Here is a 19,552-nt window from a genome sequence, read left to right as displayed (position 1 = left end):
CCGGGAGTTTCTCGCGGTATGCGACGGGGGTACATGCGGAGACGTCACCGTGTTCGACGCCGCGACCGTCGGCGGCATGCAGTTCTACGCGGACCCGGTCGACGGGGCCGAGGTCAGCCTCGGCCGCGAGGAATGGTTCTGTCCCGGTGTCGTCTCCGACGAACCGATCTTCGTCAACCGTTCGACGGGGGCGGTCTGGCACTTCCCCGACACCGGGATCGAATGGTGGAAGTCGGCCGCCTTCGAGAGGGCGGCCGACGACTTCACCACGTTCTTCCTGGCGTGGGTGGCGGGGCCGCACTACATGCAGCTCACCGGCTCCCAACCGGAGGAGCAATGGCCCGATCTTCTCAGCATGCTGGGCCGACTGGGGGATGAACGACCGGCTGAAGTGCTTGCCCTGGGGTGACCCGGCCGAGCACTGTCGTCTGTGCCGACCCCTTCAGGACGACGGAGGTCCTGCGGGTCTGCTTCACGGTGAGCAGGGCAGCGCACTCCCAACGACCGGTTCTCCTTGTGGGGAGGTCATCCATGGGTGTCGCCGGGCTGCCCAATCCCTCCGTGGGGGCGACCGGAATGACCACTGCTTCGCCCGTCGAGTCGCTCTCCGACCGCTACGGCTCACCGCGCCCTCTCGCCCCCCCCGTTACCGTTTTCGTGGCCCCGCAATGGGGTGCCTGGCCCCCGGGTCCGGTATGGCTGTGTGCCCCCTGTCGAAGTCGATGACCTGGGGGGTGTTGCCGCCGGGCTTCGGGGCACCGCTTGACCGCTGATGAGGGGCCTGACGACCGCCTGGTCCGGCGCAATGCCGGACCGCTTTGCGGGTGGGGATGTCTGCGTAACGTGGTTGCCGGCGTGTGGTGCCGCAGGGACGGCTGGGAGTTGAGGCGACGAGAGGCGAGGGGCACGCGCACATGGTCGACACGACCGCGACAGATCTCTTCCTCGGTCTGGACCTGGGCAAGGAGTTCCACCACGCCCACGGCCGGACCGCGGACGGCAGAACCGTGCACGACAAACGGCTGCCCAACACCGAGCCGAAGCTGCTGGAGCTGTTCACCAAACTGGTGGCGAAGTTCGGCACCGTACTGGTGATCGTGGACCAGGTCGCCAACATCGGCGCGCTGCCGTTGACGGCAGCCCGCGCGGCGGGCTGCCGGGTCGCCTACCTGCCCGGGTTGTCGATGCGGCGGGCAGCCGACCTTCACCCGGGCGAGGCCAAGACCGATGCCCGCGACGCGTTCGTGATCGCGGAGACCGCCCGGTCCATGCCGCACACCCTGCGCGCGGTGGACCGCGACGACGAGGTGCTGGCCGAGCTGACGATGCTCACCGGCTACGACAACGACCTGGCCGGCGAGGTCAACCGCACCACCAACCGGCTGCGCGGTCTGCTCTCCCAGATTCATCCTTCCCTCGAGCGAGTGCTCGGCCCGCGCCTGGCCTACCCCTACGTCCTGGCCCTCCTGGCCAGGCACGGCTCGCCGGCCAGGCTGAAGAAGCTCGGCCGCACGCGGTGCGAGGCTCTGCTGAAGGCACACGGCTCGCGCAAGGCCCACCACCTCACCACCGAGATCTACGACGCGCTTGCCGAGCAGACCCTGGTTGTTCCCGGCACCGAGGCGTCCGCGCTGATCGTGCCGGGCCTGGCCGCCCAGCTCGCCGCCGCCCATACCCAGCGTCAGGCCACCGAGCAGGAGATCGCCGTCCTGCTGGAGGCCCTCCCTCTTTTCCATCTCCTGACGTCGCTGCCCGGTCTGGGCGTCAGGACCACGGCCGCGGTGATCGTCGCGATCGGTGACGGCACCGGCTTCCCCACCGCCGGACACCTCGCCTCCTATGCCGGACTCGCCCCCGCCACGAAGTCCTCGGGCACCTCCATCCGCGGTGAGCACGCACCCCACCGCGGCAACCGGCTCCTCAAACGTGCCTTGTTCCAGGCCGCGTTCGCCGCGATCGGCTGCAAGAGCGACCCGTCCTCCCGGATCTACTACGACCGCCAGCGCGCACGCGGCAAGACCCACACCCAGGCGGTCCTCCGCCTGGCCCGGCAACGCGTGAACGTCATCCACGCGATGATCCGCACCGGCGCCCTCTACGAACCACGCACTCCGAGTGACGTCGACCTCGCAGCCTGACACCCCATCCGTCTGCCCTTCAGCCCTCCTCACGTCCGCACGCCGGCACGGCCACCCCCGTCCTGCCGGCCACCGAGCTGCCCACCAGGCACCCGATCCGCCGGGAACATCCCGCTTCGCGGGACGTTCCCGAAAACCAGGACCAACCCCTACGAACCAGCCCCGCCAGGCTTGACGAAACAGATAGGGGCACCCCCCCGCGGATCCGCCGACCGCACTGACGTATCAGGTCGGGCTCCGGCTTCTCGTACGTACGCCCGGGCGGCCCCCTGGTGTCACACCTTCGAGATGCCCGATATGACAGCAAAACGGGGGGTTAGTACGTTTCATCACAGGTCGGCTGCACGGTCGGCGTCTCTGAGACAGGAAGAAGTGACATGACCACGCGCAAATTCGCCGTGACCGCCGCCGCAGTAGGCGCATCGGTCCTTGCCGTCACCGGCATCACGTATGCCTCGGCCGACGGATCCACCCAGGCCGCCCCGTCCGTCCAGAAGGCTGCCCCGGCCGCCCCGTCCGTCCCTCAAGCCGCCCCGGCTGTCCCGAAGTCCGTGCCGTCCGTCCCGAAGGCCGCCCCCTCCGGGACGCTCCCTGATGGGGACAGCGGATACGGGATGGGGGACGGCGGTCGTGATGACGGGGGTCGTGATGACGGTGGTCGCGGTGACGGAGGTCGTGATGACGGAGGTCGTGATGACGGAGGTCGCGACTATGGAGGTCGTGATGACGGAGGTCGTGATGACGGGGGTCGCGGTGACGGGGGTCGCGACGGTGGCTACGACCGCGGTTCGGACCGTGGCTACGACGGCGGACAGGACGGACAAATCCAATTCAACGATCGGACGTACTCCGCCGCCTCCGAGGGCTGCATCACCGCGGCCAGCGGACTGGGCTCAACTAGCTTCAGCATCAGCAACGACAGCTGGAAGACCGTTGAGGTCTATCGCGGGTCCACCTGCGACAACGGCTCTCCGGTCGCCACCGTCGGTCCCCACGGCGCCACCCACGGCGTCGTGACCCCCACGGTCCAGGGGGGCCTGTTCGCCAACGATGGCGTCGTGGGCAGCTTCCGGGTGATCGGTGACCACTACAGGTGGTAACCGCGCCACCCGCATCACTTGGAACCCGCGGTCCGTCGGAATCGGTCCGGGGTTTCCGGGAGGTCGGCCAGGGGCAGCAAGGGGCGTCGCGTCGGACAAGGACGCCGCCACCGGGTCCCGACCGGCAGCCGGTGCGCCGTCAACTCCGACGTCAGGAACCCCCGGGGCAGAGCTGGGCAGGTCGATGGCAGAGGAGTGGACAGGCACTCGGGGCTCCTGGTGGATGACGTTGCTCGGCAACTCATCCACCGGGAGCTTCGTCACATCCCCAGGGAAATCTCTTGTGTCCACGGTGCGCAGCTCTCCTCGGATCGCGCCGTTCGCCATTCCGGGACCCGGCATCAGCGGTGCTCGGGGTTGCCGACGTCGAGGCGACAGCCGACGTCCCCCTCCCGGCGCTGCTTCCGTGCGCCGGAATCCACCCGCGTCCTTGAGTAGCCGCGCCAGGTGCATCAGGTTCCTCATCATGAACGCGTATGGCGATGGGTGAGCCGATCTCCGGGCCACCCGTGCCCGCGTCCGGGCCAGGCGTCCGTCTTCCAGCCGTGCCCTTTCATGTCCGCCCACACGCCGGTCGCGATGTCGTGGTCGATCGCCCGGATCAGTTCGGTCGTGACGCCGCGCTCCGCCCTCACTGCGCGGCTGCGGTCGATCAGCCCCTCCGCGTTGCTGATCTCGGGGGGAACGCTGCAGCGTGCAGTCGGTGTGCATCGCGTGCAGAGGGTCGAAGCCGGACGCGTCGTCGGCATGGCCGGGTGTCCCCATGCGGGGGCTCCTCTGTGGGTACGGAAGAAGGTGAGGTCTGTTCATGGTCTACCGTCACGCGCGGGCTCACCCGACGATGGGCGCGCGGTTGCCACCCGTACGCAGCAAGTGCGGCTCACCCCATCGCCTCGCGTGCGAGGTGCGTACGAGAACCCATGTGCCGCGTCCGCCGCTCCGATTGAGTCGTACGGACGTCCGACGACGCTTCGCCTCCCGTATCACGGGCGCCTGGATCGATCGGACCGGCCCGGGCCGTGCTCCTCTGCGGACCGCCGCTCTCCTCTGTCCTGACGTCGGCGGGCCGGGCCCTGCCGTGGCGGGCGAGCCGGCCCCGCGGTCCGGCGCCCGCCGGCCTCGCACCCGCAGCGGAGTGCCCATGCGGTGTTCGTGGAGCTGGTCGACTGGTCGTCGGGACCGGTGATACACGGAGCGGGCGCTCTCAGCGGGCGCTCGACGCCTCCACCGCCACCTTGATCCGCTGCCCGAACGCAGGGGCGTCCCTGCGCGCGGCACCGGCGGCGAAGCCGACGAGGAGCTTGCCGATGCCGTGGCCCTCCAGAACATTGAAGATCCGCACCCGGGTCCTCCCGGCGGCCGTGGCCTCGAGGTCGTAGCCGCCGGTGGTGGCGGTGACGAGGTTCTTCGAGCGTTCCGCCCAGCGGATGCGTGTGGGCGCTACGAGTTCGGTGATCCCGAACTCCCGCTGAGTCTTCATGCCGGCGTCCTTCACCGTGCTCCTGAAGACCGTCCCCACCGCTGTCGGCCCGGTCGGCGACTTGTCGATCCGCTGCACTCGCGGGCTGAACTCCGGGTCGTGCTCGCCATCGGCGAGATAGGCGAAGACTTCGGCAATCGGACGGTCGATCTCGACCGTCGCCTCGAATTGAGTGCCCATGACCTCTCCTCGTCCCCTGATCGCTTGCGCTCCGGCTGCGGGGTGCGGCAGGTGAACGCAGGCCCGCGAAGGCGCGGGATGGTGATCATAAGTCAGGCGGAGGCGGGCGGCAGGCTTGATGGCACAGGGCAACGGACCCGCCTGGTCACCCGAGGGAAGCGGCGACGGCGGCCGCTCCGGGCGCCGCCCTCCGCCCCGCACGCCCGCCCCACGAACAGTCGATCAAGACGCGCGGGTGCCCGGCTCCCGCGCTCCAATGAACTCGTGACCGCGCCCCCCGACGACTGCCTCGCGCGCAATGACTGGATCTGCGGTGCCTATCTGACCAGCCGTCGCGAAATCCTCCGGGACGCCGTCCTCCAGCACCTCCAGCTGACCGCGGTCTCCGTGTGCATCGGACTGCTCCTCGCCCTTCCGCTCGCGCTTGCCGCCCGTCGCCTGCGCTGGGCGGCAGGACCCGTCCTCGGCGTGACGACCATCCTCTACACCGTGCCGTCGCTCGCCATGTTCTCGCTGCTGCTGCCGGTCTACGGACTTTCCGCCTCGCTCGTCGTCGCGGGGCTCGTCCTCTACTCGCTCACCCTTCTCGTACGGAACATCCTTGCCGGACTGCGCGCCGTGCCCGAGGAAACCCGGCAGGCCGCGCGCGGCATGGGCTACGGGCCCGTCCGGCTCCTTGTCGCCGTGGAGCTGCCGCTCGCTCTGCCCGCCGCCATGGCCGGGCTGAGGATCGCCACCGTCTCCGCGGTCTCCCTGGTCACCGTCGGTGCGATCGTCGGCTACGGCGGGCTCGGCAATCTCATCTACTCCGGGATGAACACCTACTTCAAGGCCCAGGTGCTCACCGCGTCCGTCCTCTGCGTCGTCATCGCGGTCGCCGCCGACCTGCTGCTGCTCGGCGCGCAGCGGCTGCTGACCCCGTGGACCCGTAGGCAGTCGTGAACACCCTCTCCGACACCTGGTCCTGGCTCACCAGCTCCGCCCACTGGACCGGCGACAACGGCATCTGGCACCGGCTCGAACAGCACCTGGTCCTCACCGTCGTCTGCCTGCTCATCAGCTGCCTCATCGCGCTGCCCGCTGCTCTCGTCCTCGGTCATCTCGGCAAGGGCGGGGCACTCGCCGTCAACATCTCCAACATCGGCCGCGCCGTCCCCACCTTCGCCGTCCTGGTCCTGCTGCTCCTCACCCCGATCGGCAGGTACGGCGAGGGGCCGACCGTCATCGCCCTGGTGCTGTTCGCCGTCCCGCCGCTGCTCACCAATGCGTACGTGGGGATGCGGGAGGTCGACCGTGATGTCGTACGGGCCGCCCGAGGCATGGGCATGACGGGGCGGCAGCTGCTGCTGCGGGTCGAAGTGCCGCTCGCCCTGCCGTTGATCCTCACCGGTGTACGGATCGCGGCCGTCCAGCTCGTCGCCACCGCCACTCTGGCCGCGCTGGCGGGCGGCGGGGGACTCGGCCGCATCATCACGGCCGGCTTCAACCTCGCCTCCACCCCGCAGGTGGTGGCCGGGGCGATCCTCGTCGCCGTGTTCGCCCTGATCGTCGAAGGGAGCTTCGAGCTCGGGCAGCGGCTCGCCCCCGACTGGGTGCGCGGCGAGGAATCCCGATGAGGGACGGCCGGACCATACCCGTACTCCTGACGCTGCTGCTGACCGCGGCCGCGTGCACCACCGGGCCCGCCCTGGAGGACCAGGGCGAGGTCACCGGTCCGCCGGGCGACAGCAAACACCTCACCATCGGCTCCGCGGGCTTCACCGAGAGCGACCTGCTCGCCCAGATGTACGCGCTGCTGCTCGACCGGGCCGGTTACTCCACCAAGGTCATCTCCGTCACCAACCGGGAGATCTACGAACCGGCACTGGAGAGCGGCCAGATCGACGTCGTACCGGAGTACGCCGCAACCTTCGCCGACTGGCTGAACGCGAAGAAGAGCGGCGCAGACGCCGCCCCCGTCGGCTCACCCGACCTCGACACCACCATGAAGGCCCTGCGCGCCCTCGCCACGCGCCGTGGCCTCACCGTCCTCGCCCCAGGCCGCGCCGTCGACCAGAACGCGTTCGCGGTCACCGCCCCGTACGCGGCGAAGCACCGGCTGAGGACGCTCAGCGACCTGGGCAGGTCAGGGCTTCCCGTGCGGTTGGCCGCGGGCGACGAATGCGTGCAGCGGCCCTACTGCGCTCCGGGACTGAAGAAGACGTACGGCATCGACATCACCGCCGTCGATCCCAAGGGCGTCGGCACCACACAGGCGAAACAGGCGGTCCGGAGCGGTCGGGACCAAATGGTCGTGACCACCACCACCGACGCCACCCTCGACGACTTCGGGCTGGTCCTGCTCGCCGACGACAAGCATCTGCAGAACGCCGATCACCTCGTCCCCGTCGTCAACCGGTCCCGGGCGGGAAGCCCGGGCGTACGCGACGCACTGGACCGGCTCAACACCGTACTGACGACCGCCGATCTCGCCCGGATGAACGAGCAGGTGGACAGCTGGCGGCGGCTCCCCGAGGACGTCGCCCGGAACTACCTGGAGTCCAAGAAGCTCATTCCGCGCAGTTGAGCGGTGTGCGCGCACCTACCAGGGGAGTTCCGCGATCCGTGCGGTGATCCGCTCGCGGTCCCAGACACCGTCCGCGACCAGCACCCGGTAGCGGCGGGTCAGCGTGGCGCCGGGGTCCAGGACCAGCTCGTCGTGGAACGCTGACGACGGTGCCACCGCGGCGAACGGATCGTTGCGTACGAACCAGTGCGCCGGATGCGTTTCGCCCGCGCCCGTGTGGTCGTTCTCCGGTGCATGGACGAAGACGAGCATCGCGTGCCCGTCGGCCCCGTCGTGCTCACCGCTGTACGCCAGCCACGCGGCCTGCCGGCCCATCAGTTCCGGGCCCTCGCCTTCCGCGGTGAGGATCCTGCCGTTCCGGAAGGCGCGCGGGCCGCGCCAGAACAGCCCGGTGTAGCCCGCGTTCGTCCGACCGTGCGTGGTCCGACTGCCGAAGCGCAGTTCCTCGTCCCGGCGGGTGGTGATCGCGGACGACCAGGTCAGCGCCCAGCTGCCGGTCGTGGTGTCCATTCGTGGACGCCGATCCGGCGCGCCTCGTCCGCCCACAGGTCGCCGGTGTGGGGATGCCGGCTCAGCCGCTCGGCGACCGTCGCCCTGCCTCCCCGCACCGCCACCTCGTCGAAGATCCGGTGCGCCGTGGAACCGACCCGCTCCGGGAGCGCCGGATAGCCCTCGCCGTGCACATGGGTGGTGCCGCCCCACAGGTTCTGCCCGGACAGATGGGAGGCCGTGAGCTGCAGGCCCTTGTGCCAGCGGTGGTCGTTGGGGCGGTAGTCGGTCACCACCCGGTCCGACAGGGTGCACAGCGGATGGATGTACGGCTTCGGCGCCTCCCGGCGAGCCTCCGGCCGGTACACGTACCGCATCGGTTCCACTCCGCTGCCGGCCACGGCGACCGCGATGTGGTCGCCGTGGCGGTGGACGAGTTCCAGCGACTCGGTCATGCCGTCACTGCCGACGGCTCGGGCGCCCAGCCGGCGGCACTGCCGTGCAGGGCGCTGTAGTACGGATCGCCGGAGCCGATCTCACCGGCGCGGACGGTGGCACCGGTGAAGGCGGCCTTGTAGAGCGCGGCGACGAGTTCGAGGCTCGTGCGGTCGTCGGCGCCGCTGCTGCTGCGCGGCCTGCGCCCGGGCCGCAGGTCGTCGAGCGGACCGCGCAGCTGCGCCTCGTGAGAGCTGGCCACGTCGGGGCCGAAGGCGGGCCGTTGCTCGGCCGGCATGAGGTCGAGGTCCGTGTACGGATGACCGATGCCCGCGTCCGCGCAGAACGCCTCGACGGAGCCGGCGTTCACATCGACCGCCGCGGAGATCTGCAGCGGCTGTTCGGCGGCGAGGGCGGTGAGCGCGGGCAGATGGCTGTCGCGTGCGATCGCATCCGTGCCGACGATCGCGACCCGGATCGGCCGTCGGTGCGGGGAATCTTTAGACATGACAAGCACCCCCTGGGCGGGCGACAGGGCACTCACCGGATAGCAAGCGCTTTCTCTCCGCGGAAACCTGGGCTTCGCGAGGGAGGCGGGTCAAGGGATCTTCGCACCGGGCATCGGGCGTACCCGATCGACGCGGGGCCCGGCGGATCGGTCGCACCGGCCCACCGGTCCGTCAGGCGTCCGCCACCGAGTCGAACTGCACCTCGCCGCGCCCCACTCCCCGCGCGTCCGCGTCCACCGACCGGCGCAGCGCCTCGTGGAGTTTCGCCGGAGTCAGTACGCCGAGGAAGCGCGACCCCTCCAGCACGGCCACCCACCCTGCGTCGTGCTGCAGCATCTCGCTGAACGCCTGCTTCAGCGGTGCCCCGACCGGTACCCACGCATCCATCCGGCGCGCCAGTTCGCCGACCGTGCCGTGTTCCCCGGCGATCCGCAGTGCGTCCGCCGGCACCCAGCCGTGCAGTTCGCCCTCGCCGCCGAGCACGACCGCCCAGCGGGCCCCCGCGCCGTTCAGCCGGGCCGCCGCCGAGCGTGCGGGTTCGTCGAGCAGGGCGATCGGCGGCTCCTCCAGGTCGTCCCGCTCGATCGTGGTGACCGACAGCCGCTTCAGTCCCCGGTCAGCGCCGACGAATTGGGCCACGTACGGCGTCGCCGGTGTGCCGAGCAAGGTGGCCGGCTTGTCGAACTGCTCGATGCGCCCCTCTCCGTACACCGCGATCCGGTCGCCCATCCGGACCGCTTCCTCGATGTCATGGGTCACCATCAGGACCGTCTTCCTGACGGCTGCCTGCAGGCTCAGGAACTCGTTCTGCAACCGTTCCCGCACCACCGGGTCGACCGCACCGAACGGTTCGTCCATCAGCAGCACCGGCGGATCGGCGGCCAGTGCCCGTGCGACACCCACCCGTTGGCGTTGGCCGCCGGAGAGCTGGGCGGGGTACCGGGAGCCGTACGTCTTCGGATCGAGTCCCACCAGATCCAGCAGTTCCGCCGCCCGCTCCCGGGCCCTGCCCCGCTTCCAGCCGATCAGGGAGGGAACGGTCGCGGTGTTGTCGAGGATCGTGCGGTGCGGGAAGAGTCCGACCTGCTGGATGACATAGCCGATCCGGCGGCGCAGCCGCACCGGGTCGATCCCCGCGATGTCCTCGCCGTCCACCAGGATCCGGCCCGAGGTCGGCTCGATCAGCCGGTTCACCATCATCATCGTGGTGGTCTTGCCGCAGCCCGACGGCCCGACAAGGGTGACGAGTTCCCCCTCGGCGACCTCGAAGGACAGCCCGTCGACCGCGGTTGTACCGTCCGGATAGACCTTGCTGACCTGCTCGAACCGGATCATGACTGCACGCTAGGAGCCCCCCGGGCGCGTCGCACACGGGCCGGGACTGTCCGAGTCACGGGTGTGTGCTGAACTGTCTGTGATACGTCTGATTCAGGAGCACCTTTTGACCAGTTACCGGCAGCCCGGCGTGGTTCTCACCGATCGCTGTTTCACCGTCCCGCTCGATCACGCCGATCCGGGCGGCGAGCAGATCGAGATCTTCGGCCGGGAGGCCGTCGCGAGCGGCAGGGCCGACGACGAGCTGCCATGGCTGGTGTACCTGGAGGGTGGACCCGGCTTCGGTGCCCGTCGTTTCGTCGGTACCGAGGCCTGGCTGGGGCGGGCGGTGAAGGAGTTCCGGGTGCTGTTGCTCGACCAGCGCGGCACCGGGCTGTCCACGCCGGCCAACCGGCAGACTCTTCCGCTGCGCGGCGGCCCGCGTGAGCAGGCCGACTATCTCGCCCACTTCCGGTCCGACAACATCGTGCGCGACTGCGAGCTGATCCGGCCGCAGCTGACCGGCGGCGCCCCGTGGACCGTGCTCGGTCAGTCGTTCGGCGGCTTCTGCGCGGTCCGCTATCTTTCGGCCGCCCCCGAGGGGCTCGAGGCCGTCCTGATCACCGGTGGACTGCCCTCGCTCGACGCCCACGCCGACGACGTGTACCGGGCCGCGTACCCGCGGATCGAGCGGAAGGTCGCCGCCCACTACGCCCGCTACCCGCAGGACGTCGAGCGCGCCCGCGAGGTCGCCGCGTACCTCCTGGAGCACCGCCCGGAGAGTGCCGGACACCGCCTGACGCTCGAGGGATTCCAGTCCCTGGGCATCATGCTGGGCGGCGGCAACGGCAGCCACCAGCTGCACTACCTGCTGGAGAACGCCTTCGTCCGCACGCCGCTGGGCATCGAGCTATCCGACACGTTCCAGGAGGCCATGCGCGCCGCCAACTCATTTGCGGGCCACCCGCTGTACGCCCTGATGCACGAGGCGATCTACGGCCAGGGCAAGGAGCCCACAGGCTGGGCCGCCGAGCGGGTCCGCGCCGAATTCCCGCAGTTCGACGCCGCCACCGCCCTGGCAGGCGACGCGCCCGTGCTCTTCACCGGGGAGAGCATCCATCCCTGGCACTTCGACGTGGACCCGGCCCTGCGCCCGCTGCGCGAGACCGCCGAACTGCTCGCCTCCCGTACCGACTGGCCCGAGCTGTACGACACCGAGCGCCTCGCCGCCAATGACGTACCGGTGGCCGCGGCTGTCTATCACGACGACATGTACGTCGACACCGAGCACGCGCTGCGCACCGCCGCGTCGATCCGTGGTCTGCGCACGTGGGTGACGAACGAGTTCGAGCACGACGGGGTGCGCGCCGGGGGACCGCGGGTGCTCGACCGACTGCTCGCCCTTGTCCGGGATGAGCTCTGACCTGCTTGTCCACGGCAGGAGCCGGTCACGCGCGTGGCGTGACCGGCTCCAGCCGTACGGGTACGTCCGGACCGCTTCAGCCCTGCAGGGCGTCCAGCGTGGCGTCGAAGTCCGCAGCCGAGCGCGGGGCCCGGTTGTGCGGCAACTTCGACAGGACGGCGGCCATTCCACAGGTGTTGGTCACCGCGGAGAAGACCAGACCGGAGCCGACGCCGGCCGACAGCCAGCGCGCGGCCGGGAAACGCCGGCCGGCGAGCAGACCGGCCACCACCAGCGAACCGGCGGCGAACCGGACCTGACGCTCCATCGGCCAGGTGGCCCGGGCGCCGGCGGGACGGTCCAGGTCGTGGCCCTCGCCCTCCCATGCGGACGTGCCGCCGGACAGCGTGACGGCGTCGATGTCCGCCGCGGCGAGGATGTCGCAGGCGCGGGTGGAACGCACGCCGGAGGCGCACACCACGAGCAGGGATCCGCGGGCTGCCGCCGCCTTGAGGGCGGGCAGCGCCTCTTCGAGACGGTCCAGCGGGATGTTCAGCGCGCCGGGCACGTGCCCGGAGGCGTGCTCGCCCGGAGCCCGCACGTCGATGACGGTGAACTCCGCGATCCGGGCTGCGGCCTGGGCGGGGGAGAGGGAGGCGGGGCTGGTCACGAGGGATGTTTCCTTTCGTCGCGGGGGGCGTACCCCGGACAGGGTAGAATACCCCTTGGGGTATTCGGAGGAGGATGTGTGGAAATCGACATGGCGGCCGACGAACTGAAGTCGGTACTCAACCGCCTTCGCCGCGCTCAGGGCCAGCTTGCCGCGATCATCAGGATGATCGAGGAGGGCCGGGACTGCGAGGACGTCATCACACAGATGGCAGCCGTTTCGCGCGCGCTCGACCGGGCCGGCTTCGCGATCATCGCGACGGGCCTTCAGCACTGCATGGCCGACGACGGTGCAGAGCCGGCCGACCGGGACCAGATGCGTGCCCGGCTGGAGAAGCTCTTCCTCTCACTGGCCTGAGCCCGGATCCGGGGTCGGTGCCGTGGCTCAGGCCACGGCATCGACCAGCATGAAGAGGGCCACGGCGAGCAGCGCAGCGCCGAAGATCCGCTGGAGTGCGGCCGTGGACACCTTGGTGGCCAGCCGCTTCCCGTCCCACGCACCGAGGACCGCCGCCGCCGTGAACGGGGCGATCACCGCCCAGTCCAGCGAGGTGGGCGTGGTGAGGCGGGTGGCCAGGGCGGCCGTGGAGTTCACCGTGATGACGAGCAGGCTGGTGCCGACCGCCGCCGTCATGGGCACGGCGAGGACGGTGACCAGGGCGGGAACGGCGAGAAATCCTCCGCCGACCCCGAGGAACCCGGTCACGGCGCCGAGACCGGCCCCGGCGCGGGCGACCCGCCCGGCGCCCGTACGGTCGGCGGCGTCCGCGGTGTTCGGCCCTGCCGAAGCCGCCTCGCACCGCGCAGGCACCCGCGGCCGGATCATCCGCACTGCCGCCACCACCGCGAGCACCGCGAACGCCGCCGTCAGTACTCCCGCCGGAATCCGGACCGACAAGGCCCCGGCCACAGCCGCCGGCACGATGCCGGCGACGGCGAAGAGGCCACCGGTCCGCCAGCGGACGTGACCGTCCCTGGCGTGCGCGACCAGTCCGGTCAGGGAGGTCGCGATGACGATCAGCAGAGCTGCGGTGGTGGCCGCGGCCGGGGTGAAGCCGAGCAGATAGATCAGCGCGGGAACGGCGAGGACACTGCCGCCGCCGCCCAGCCCGCCCAGTGCCAGACCGACCACGGCACCGGCGGCCAGGGCCAGGATGAGGGTGCTCATGCGACGGTGCCCGCCGCTCCGTGACGGTTCCGGACAGGCAGCCCCTCGGCCGCCCAGGCGGTCATGCCGCCGGTGACATCGACGGCCTCGGTGCCGCGTCCGGCGAGAATGCGGGCAGCCTGCCGGGACCGGTTGCCGGAACGGCAGATGACCACCACCGGGCGGCCTGTCGCCGAAGCAGGCAGCGACTGGCCGGCGGCCAGCCGGGAGAGCGGCAGATGGACGGCGCCCGGGGCGTGTCCGGCATTCCACTCGGAGGTTTCGCGTACGTCGAGCAGAACCGCCGCACCATCGGCGGTCCGGTGGAGGGCTTCGGCCGGGGTGACACGGCCGGGGCCGCGCCCGAAGAAGGACATCAGGGAAGACATGGGGAAGTGCTCCAGAAGTGCGGGAGGGGGAGTCCGACGGTCAGGCGGCGGCCGGTGCGGTGCCGGTCGTCCCGTCGGGGGCATCGGCAGCCGGATCCGAGAGCGTCAGGCCGGCGGCCTCCGCCGCGCCGAACCCGTCGTCGACCGCCACGACCTCCCGCCCGGCGGAGTCCAGCAGCGACGCCGCGATCGCCGCCCGCATTCCGCCCGCGCAGTGCACCCACACGACTCCGTCCGGCACCTCGTCCAGCCGCTTGGGCAGCTCGTGCACCGGAATGTGCACCGACCCGGCTATCGCGCCGGCGCTGCGTTCGGTGTCCCTGCGGACATCGAGAACCACCGGCTGCTCGCCGAGCTCGCGTGCCGCGGCGAGGCCCGCGAAGTCCGACCTCCGGAACGAGCGCAGCTCTTCCGTCGTGCGGACCCAGGACCGCGGGTCACCGGTCGCAGCGGCCACCGGGCGGCCGATGCCCACCCGGGCCAGCTCGCGCTGGGCGTGCGCGACGTCGGCGGCGCTGCTCGCCAGCAGGGTGACGGGCCTGCCCCACGGAATCAGCCAGGCGAGATAGGTGGCGAGCTGCCCCTCGCCCTCGAAGTTGAACGAACCGGCGACATGCCCCTCGGCGAACGCCACCCGGCTGCGCAGATCCACCACCCACTCACCTGCGGCCAGCCGCCGCGCGATCTGCTCGGCGTCGGCCGGGGCGGGCGGGGTCAGATCGAGTGGACGGGGACCCGCGGCGTTGGCCGGGCCCATGTGCGCGTAGTAGGCGGGGACGTCGTCCAGCCCGGCGAGCAGCTCGGCGACGAATGTGTCCACGTCCTTGACGAGCGCGTCGTTACGGGCTCGCTCGGCGCCGATCGTCGTGGTGTTCCCGTCGGCCTGCGCCGAGGAACAGAAGCTGCCGAAGCCGTGGGTCGGCAGCACGGGCACGGCGTCGTCGAGCTCGTCGGCGAGCCGGTGCGCGGAGGCGTGCTGGGCGCGGGCCAGCGATGCGGTCAACCGGGGCTCCACCAGGTCGGGCCGGCCCACGCTGCCGATCAGCAGCGAACCGCCGGTGAAGGCGGCCACCGCGCGACCGTCCTCCTCCAGTACGTACGAGGTGTGGTGCGGGGTGTGCCCGGGGGTGGCCATCGCGCGCAGCGTCAGCCCCTCGTCGACCGGGGCTGTGTCCCCGTCGGCGACCGGCACCCGGTCGAAGGAGACCGGTGCGGCGGCGGGCACCAGGTACTGGGCCCCGGTGACACGCGCCAGGTCCAGGCCGCCCGTCACGTAGTCGTTGTGCAGATGTGTCTCCACGACCAGGGCGATCCGCACGCCGCGCCGTGCTGCCGCGGCGATGACCCGGTCGATGTCGCGCGGCGGGTCCACCACGAGCGCGGAGTGCCGGCCGCCCGCCAGATAGCTGCGGTTGCCGAGGCCGGCGGTCTCCAGGGGGTCGACGAAGAACACGGCATGACTCCTTCCGTACGGTTTACCCCAGGGGGTATCTTTCACCGAGGTTAGCACTAATACCCCGGGGGGTATTCTTGGATCCTGGTGTGACGCAGGGAACGACACGGGACGGGCGGCTGGTTCCTGCTCGGTCCGGCGGCGGCGCGAGGTCGCGTGCCCGATCCCCGCCGTGTGCGCGGGCGCCGCTACCGCCTCGGTGTGCTGCTGGCCCTGTGCCTGACGGCGGTGCTCGGCGAAGCCCGTTCCTTCGCGCAGATCGCCCGATGCGCAGCGGACTCCGATCCGGAGGTCCGCGCCGGACTCGACCTCGGCCGCGACACGCCCAACGCTTCCACGCCTCGGGTGACTGCTGGCCCGCATCGACGGCGACGCTCTGGACGACGCCGTCGGCAGCTGGTGCATCACCTACGAGATGTGACCTTCACCGAGGACGCCTGCTGGAGAAAGGCGTCCTCGTCGCGAAACGCGGTCCGTTCGGTGACCGGCCTGCATGAGGGCCCGGGCCGGTTCGGTGAGATGGTGGACCAGGGCGAACCACTCGGTGGGCGAGGGACCGCCGGTGCAAGCGCGGCAGAGATTCGGAGCTGTCCGGGCGACCTGGAACGGCGCGGGCGTGTGGATCTGGCCACGGCTGGTTGGCGGGTTTCAGGTGAGGCGGCGGAGGGCCTCGGGGGTCAGGTCGGCGAGGGTGGGGTAGCCGTCGACGGCCATGATCAGGTCGGCCTCGGCCGGCAGCGAACGCAGGACGTGGACGACGCCGTCGCTGCCGGCCGGAGTCAGTCCGTAGAGATAGGGGCGGCCGATACCGACCGCAGTAGCGCCCAGGGCGAGGGCCTTGATGATGTCCGCTCACGATCGAGCGCGCGACCGCCGGACACGACATCCTCGCCGTCGTCGCCACCCGCGACCTGCTGGCCATCTCCCGCTACACGCTCGACCTGTTCCCGAACCTTCCCGGTATCGCCGCCGTGCAGGCCCGGATCGGCACCCACATGTTCACCGAGGGCAGCCGATGGCGCATCGCCGCCCTGGATCCGGACCAGCGCGCTCAGCTGACCGGCCCGCCCCGGCCCGAACCCCCGCTGCCCCGGGCGAGATCACCCTCTTCGACCGCGCCCTCATCACCCGGCTCGCCCACGACGGCCGCGCTCCCTACCAGACCCTGGCCAACGACCTCGGCGTCAGCCTCTCCACCGCCAAACGCCGTACCGAACTCACCCGCCGCGGCCTCCTGCGGTTCCGCTGCGACTTCGCCATCACGTCCGCGGATCGCTCGATGAGGCTCTCCGCGCCCAAAAACGAGAAGGGCGCGATTTTGCGCCGCCCGCGGCTGCACCACTCGCACGTGAAGGAGTGGCGGGCCGCTCGGGATGCCGGGACGGGCGCGGACTTCGAGACGCGTCCGGACGCTGCGTGACGCTCTCTTGCGGACTGCGAAGTCCGAAACGTGCTCCGCGATGGTTCTCCCGGGTGGTCATGGGAGCGGGATCGCCCGGGGCGGGTAGTCAACAGATCTGTGCCACCCGTTCCTTCCCGTACTCAAGCCTCGACGGAGCCGCCGTGAAATTCGGAGTCTCAACCTTCATCACCGACCAGGGGATCAGCCCGACCTCGCTCGGAACCGCCCTCGAGGAACGTGCTTTCGACTCGTTGTTCATCGCCGAGCACTCCCATATCCCGGCCGACCGCCAGACGCCCTACCCGGGCGGTGGTGAGCTGCCGGAGATCTACTACCGCACCCTTGACCCCTTCGTGGCCCTGACCGCGATCGGAGTGGTGACCGAGCGGCTGCTGCTGGGCACCGGCATCGCGCTGATTCCGCAGCGAGACCCGATCATCACCGCGAAGGAAGTCGCTTCGCTCGATCTGGTTTCCGGTGGCCGGGTGATCTTCGGTATCGGTGTCGGCTGGAACCGTGAGGAGATGAGGAACCACGGCACGGACCCTTCGACCCGTGGTCGGCTGACCGACGAGCGGCTGCGCGCCATGCGAGAGCTGTGGACCGCGGAGAAGGCCGAGTTCCACGGCGAGTTCGTGAACTTCGATCCGGTCTTCGCGTGGCCCAAACCCGTGCAGCGGCCCCATCCGCCGATCTACGTCGGCGGCGGCGAGGGCGCGTTCCCGCGCGTGGCGCAACTCGGGGACGCGTGGCTGGCCAACAGCGTGTCGCCGCAGGAGCTCGGTCCACAGATCGAGCGGCTGCACGCACGTGCCGAACGAGACGTGCCGGTGACGGTGTACGCGGCTCCCGACGAGCCCGAGCAGATCGAGGGCTACGCCCGTCTGGGCGTCGAACGGCTGCTGTTCTACGTGCCGACGATGCCCGAACGGGAGACGCTGGAGTACCTCGACCGGCTGGCCGAAGTGGCTGCCCGGTACCGCTGAGACGCCGGAAACCACTGCGCCTCGGTATGGGGACCGATCCGGAGAACTGCGACCACCGGAACGTCCGTGACTGACGTAAGGAGTGCGATGCCCACTCTGACGAGCGCTGAGGCACGTGAGCGGTTTGCTGCGGCGCGCATCGCCCACCTCGCGACGACCGGCACCGACAGCCGCCCGCACCTGGTGCCGGTGGTGTTCGCCCTGGACGGCGACACGGTGATGCTGGCCGTGGACCACAAACCGAAACGGACGATGCGGCTGAAACGCCTGGCCAACATTGCAGCCAACCCGTCGGTCTGTCTGCTCACCGACCACTACGAGGAGGACTGGGAACGACTGTGGTGGGTGCGGGCCGACGGTGAGGCCCGCGTGCTCCCCCCACCGGACCGCTTCCCCGAGGCTGCCCTCCGGGTCGGCCTGCTCACGGCGAAATACCGGCAGTACGCCGACCACCCTCCCGACGGACCGATGGTCGAAGTCTCGGTGCTGCGTTGGAGCGGCTGGCGCGCATCCTGAGCCACGCGGCCGTACGACCGGGCGGTTCTCGGCCGACGTCGCCGGAAAGCTGCCGGGCGAGTTGGCCGGGATCACCGCCAACCCGGTGATCCAGCCGTACGCCTCCAAGCCCTCGCTCTACACGGTCGCGGACTACTCCTGGAACGACGCCGCCTACGACGAGCGTGGCTCGTGGCTGCGGGGGCTCAAGGAGTACGCGGGCGGCGACGCCCGCACCGAGAAGGCGCTGCGGGCCTTCGCCGACATCAACTACAGCTCGGTCCTGAACAAGCAGGAGGCACCCGACCTGGCGGGCGAGTTCGCCCGCTACTGGCAGTCCGGCGACGCGGACCGGCTCACCTCCGTGCTCCGCGACCTGGGCAACGCGCCGGGCCCGCCTGCGCAGCAGCCTCCCGGACCGCGGCTTCATCGACGACTCGGGCCCCTGGCTGGACGCCACCGAGTCCTGGGCGACCGCCACCCGGACGGCACTGCGCATGGTCGAGGCGGCCCGCGCCGGAAAGGGCGGGCAGGCGTGGGAGCTCCGCCAGCAGCTGCCCGCGCTGGTGGCCGAAGCGAAGTCCTTCACCTACACGGGACTTGACGGCCGCAAGGTGCCGGTCATCGTCGGCAACGGGGTGCTGGACGGATTCATCGACAAGGCCACCGCCGAGCACGACCGGATCATCGGTGTGAGCGGCAGGCCCACGGCATCGACCAGCCTCGGTACGTGCCAGACCAACACCGTTGCCCGGATGCTCGACGGCGACGACTCGAGGTACTTCTGGAGCGACGGTGCGCCCGCCGCCGGCGATCAGGTCACCGTCGACCTGGGCCGCGTAAGGGAGATCGGCGGTATCACCCTGGCCATGGCCAAGCCGGGAAGCACCGGCGACTACCTCCACGATGGGGTGCTGGAGTACTCCGGCGACGGGCAGACCTGGCAGCAGCTCACCGCCTTCTCCGGAAAGCCGGACGTCACCGCGACCGTCCCCGCCGGGACGAAGGCCCGCTATGTGCGGGCGCGGGCAACCGCGGGCCAGACGAACTGGCTCGTCGTACGCAAGTTCGCCATCGAGACGGAGGGCGGTGCAGTGGCCGGCGGACCGCCCGCCGTCGCCGGATCCGCCCTGCGTTCGGCGGCCGACGGCGACCTCGGCATCGTCTACCGGGCGGCGCGCGCGCCCGAGGCCGGTGAGGCGCTGGAGCTGGGGCTCGGCTCCGCGCGCTCCGTCGGGTCCGTCACCGTCCTGCAGCCGGCCGGGTCGGACGCCCTCGCCGACATCCAGCTCCGGGGCACCGACGGGATCTGGAGGACCGTCGGTGCGCTCGACGGCCCCTACACCGGGTGAATGCGACCGGCCGGACGGCCGATGCGGTACGTCTCGCCTGGCGCGC

Annotated in this window: 19 protein-coding genes and 3 pseudogenes; 13 read left to right on the top strand and 9 right to left on the bottom strand. The window is 70.7% G+C overall.

The window, feature by feature from the left end; all coding sequences use genetic code 11:
• Positions 1-914 precede the first annotated feature (914 nt).
• Together OG395_RS10095 and OG395_RS10090 are read left to right on the top strand one after the other, a co-directional pair.
• Complete coding sequence (locus OG395_RS10095) at positions 915-2,138, top strand: IS110 family transposase (protein ID WP_327242577.1); 1,224 nt, start codon at positions 915-917, stop codon at positions 2,136-2,138.
• A gap of 377 nt (positions 2,139-2,515) precedes the next feature.
• Positions 2,516-3,238: a hypothetical protein gene (locus OG395_RS10090; RefSeq protein ID WP_327242576.1), complete on the top strand. Its 723-nt coding sequence runs from the start codon at positions 2,516-2,518 to the stop codon at positions 3,236-3,238.
• Positions 3,239-4,442: 1,204 nt separating this feature from the next.
• Here the strand turns inward: OG395_RS10090 and OG395_RS10085 are convergent.
• Positions 4,443-4,898 carry an SRPBCC family protein gene (locus tag OG395_RS10085; RefSeq protein WP_327242575.1) on the bottom strand — a complete coding sequence of 152 codons (456 nt, stop codon included), beginning with the start codon at positions 4,896-4,898 and terminating at the stop codon, positions 4,443-4,445.
• Positions 4,899-5,162: 264 nt separating this feature from the next.
• Here OG395_RS10085 and OG395_RS10080 point away from each other — a divergent pair, with 264 nt between their 5' ends.
• From OG395_RS10080 to OG395_RS10070, 3 genes are read left to right on the top strand one after another with little or no spacing between them, the layout of a single operon-like run.
• The gene (locus OG395_RS10080; protein ID WP_327242574.1) at positions 5,163-5,840 is read left to right on the top strand and encodes an ABC transporter permease; all 678 of its coding nucleotides are present in this window, start codon (positions 5,163-5,165) and stop codon (positions 5,838-5,840) included.
• Complete coding sequence (locus tag OG395_RS10075) at positions 5,837-6,514, top strand: ABC transporter permease (protein WP_327242573.1); 678 nt, start codon at positions 5,837-5,839, stop codon at positions 6,512-6,514. Before OG395_RS10080 ends, OG395_RS10075 begins: the two co-directional genes overlap by 4 nt.
• Positions 6,511-7,464, top strand: a complete 954-nt coding sequence (locus tag OG395_RS10070) for an ABC transporter substrate-binding protein (RefSeq protein WP_327242572.1) — start codon at positions 6,511-6,513, stop codon at positions 7,462-7,464. Before OG395_RS10075 ends, OG395_RS10070 begins: the two co-directional genes overlap by 4 nt.
• A 15-nt stretch (positions 7,465-7,479) precedes the next feature.
• On the opposite strand, the pseudogene OG395_RS10065 reads toward OG395_RS10070, so the two are convergent.
• From OG395_RS10065 to OG395_RS10055, 3 genes and pseudogenes are all read right to left on the bottom strand, one after another.
• A pseudogene (locus OG395_RS10065) lies at positions 7,480-8,408 on the bottom strand (PmoA family protein).
• Entirely contained in the window at positions 8,405-8,896 is a 492-nt protein-coding gene (locus tag OG395_RS10060) for a hypothetical protein (RefSeq protein WP_327242571.1), read from the bottom strand. The pseudogene OG395_RS10065 and the gene OG395_RS10060 overlap by 4 nt, the downstream one beginning before the upstream one ends.
• A gap of 172 nt (positions 8,897-9,068) precedes the next feature.
• Positions 9,069-10,232, bottom strand: a complete 1,164-nt coding sequence (locus tag OG395_RS10055; protein WP_327242570.1) for an ABC transporter ATP-binding protein — start codon at positions 10,230-10,232, stop codon at positions 9,069-9,071.
• A gap of 106 nt (positions 10,233-10,338) precedes the next feature.
• Here OG395_RS10055 and OG395_RS10050 point away from each other — a divergent pair, with 106 nt between their 5' ends.
• The gene (locus OG395_RS10050) at positions 10,339-11,634 is read left to right on the top strand and encodes an alpha/beta fold hydrolase (RefSeq protein WP_327242569.1); all 1,296 of its coding nucleotides are present in this window, start codon (positions 10,339-10,341) and stop codon (positions 11,632-11,634) included.
• 76 nt (positions 11,635-11,710) lie between these two features.
• On the opposite strand, the gene OG395_RS10045 is transcribed toward OG395_RS10050, so the two are convergent.
• On the bottom strand, positions 11,711-12,283 hold the full coding sequence (locus OG395_RS10045; RefSeq protein WP_327242568.1) for a rhodanese-like domain-containing protein: 573 nt from the start codon (positions 12,281-12,283) through the stop codon (positions 11,711-11,713).
• 78 nt (positions 12,284-12,361) lie between these two features.
• Here OG395_RS10045 and OG395_RS10040 point away from each other — a divergent pair, with 78 nt between their 5' ends.
• Complete coding sequence (locus OG395_RS10040) at positions 12,362-12,640, top strand: metal-sensitive transcriptional regulator (RefSeq protein ID WP_266978054.1); 279 nt, start codon at positions 12,362-12,364, stop codon at positions 12,638-12,640.
• Positions 12,641-12,667: 27 nt separating this feature from the next.
• On the opposite strand, the gene OG395_RS10035 is transcribed toward OG395_RS10040, so the two are convergent.
• From OG395_RS10035 to OG395_RS10025, 3 genes are read right to left on the bottom strand one after another with little or no spacing between them, the layout of a single operon-like run.
• Complete coding sequence (locus tag OG395_RS10035; protein ID WP_327242567.1) at positions 12,668-13,450, bottom strand: sulfite exporter TauE/SafE family protein; 783 nt, start codon at positions 13,448-13,450, stop codon at positions 12,668-12,670.
• Positions 13,447-13,806, bottom strand: a complete 360-nt coding sequence (locus OG395_RS10030) for a rhodanese-like domain-containing protein (RefSeq protein WP_327249300.1) — start codon at positions 13,804-13,806, stop codon at positions 13,447-13,449. The genes OG395_RS10035 and OG395_RS10030 overlap by 4 nt, the downstream gene beginning before the upstream one ends.
• Before the next feature lie 52 nt (positions 13,807-13,858).
• Complete coding sequence (locus tag OG395_RS10025; protein ID WP_327242566.1) at positions 13,859-15,271, bottom strand: MBL fold metallo-hydrolase; 1,413 nt, start codon at positions 15,269-15,271, stop codon at positions 13,859-13,861.
• 156 nt (positions 15,272-15,427) lie between these two features.
• Between OG395_RS10025 and OG395_RS58245 the strand changes: the two are divergent.
• Positions 15,428-15,598: pseudogene (locus OG395_RS58245) on the top strand (transposase family protein); the annotation flags it as partial.
• Between the two features lie 321 nt (positions 15,599-15,919).
• On the opposite strand, the pseudogene OG395_RS10020 reads toward OG395_RS58245, so the two are convergent.
• Positions 15,920-16,123: pseudogene (locus OG395_RS10020) on the bottom strand (alpha-hydroxy-acid oxidizing protein); the annotation flags it as partial.
• 163 nt (positions 16,124-16,286) lie between these two features.
• On the opposite strand from OG395_RS10020, the gene OG395_RS10015 reads away from it, so the two are divergent.
• The 5 genes from OG395_RS10015 (at position 16,287) to OG395_RS09995 (ending at position 19,506) form a co-directional block, all read left to right on the top strand.
• Entirely contained in the window at positions 16,287-16,691 is a 405-nt protein-coding gene (locus OG395_RS10015; RefSeq protein ID WP_327242565.1) for an Lrp/AsnC family transcriptional regulator, read from the top strand.
• Between the two features lie 143 nt (positions 16,692-16,834).
• Positions 16,835-17,659 carry an LLM class F420-dependent oxidoreductase gene (locus OG395_RS10010; protein WP_327242564.1) on the top strand — a complete coding sequence of 275 codons (825 nt, stop codon included), beginning with the start codon at positions 16,835-16,837 and terminating at the stop codon, positions 17,657-17,659.
• A gap of 87 nt (positions 17,660-17,746) precedes the next feature.
• Positions 17,747-18,175 carry a TIGR03668 family PPOX class F420-dependent oxidoreductase gene (locus OG395_RS10005; RefSeq protein ID WP_327242563.1) on the top strand — a complete coding sequence of 143 codons (429 nt, stop codon included), beginning with the start codon at positions 17,747-17,749 and terminating at the stop codon, positions 18,173-18,175.
• A gap of 61 nt (positions 18,176-18,236) precedes the next feature.
• Complete coding sequence (locus OG395_RS10000) at positions 18,237-18,758, top strand: beta-N-acetylglucosaminidase domain-containing protein (protein ID WP_327242562.1); 522 nt, start codon at positions 18,237-18,239, stop codon at positions 18,756-18,758.
• Entirely contained in the window at positions 18,652-19,506 is an 855-nt protein-coding gene (locus OG395_RS09995; protein ID WP_327242561.1) for a discoidin domain-containing protein, read from the top strand. Before OG395_RS10000 ends, OG395_RS09995 begins: the two co-directional genes overlap by 107 nt.
• The last annotated feature ends 46 nt before the right edge of the window (positions 19,507-19,552 follow it).

The sequence above is a fragment of the Streptomyces sp. NBC_01320 genome, from assembly GCF_035974375.1.
In the GTDB taxonomy this organism is placed as follows: domain Bacteria; phylum Actinomycetota; class Actinomycetes; order Streptomycetales; family Streptomycetaceae; genus Streptomyces; species Streptomyces yanii.
This window is presented reverse-complemented; position numbering and strand designations above follow the sequence as displayed.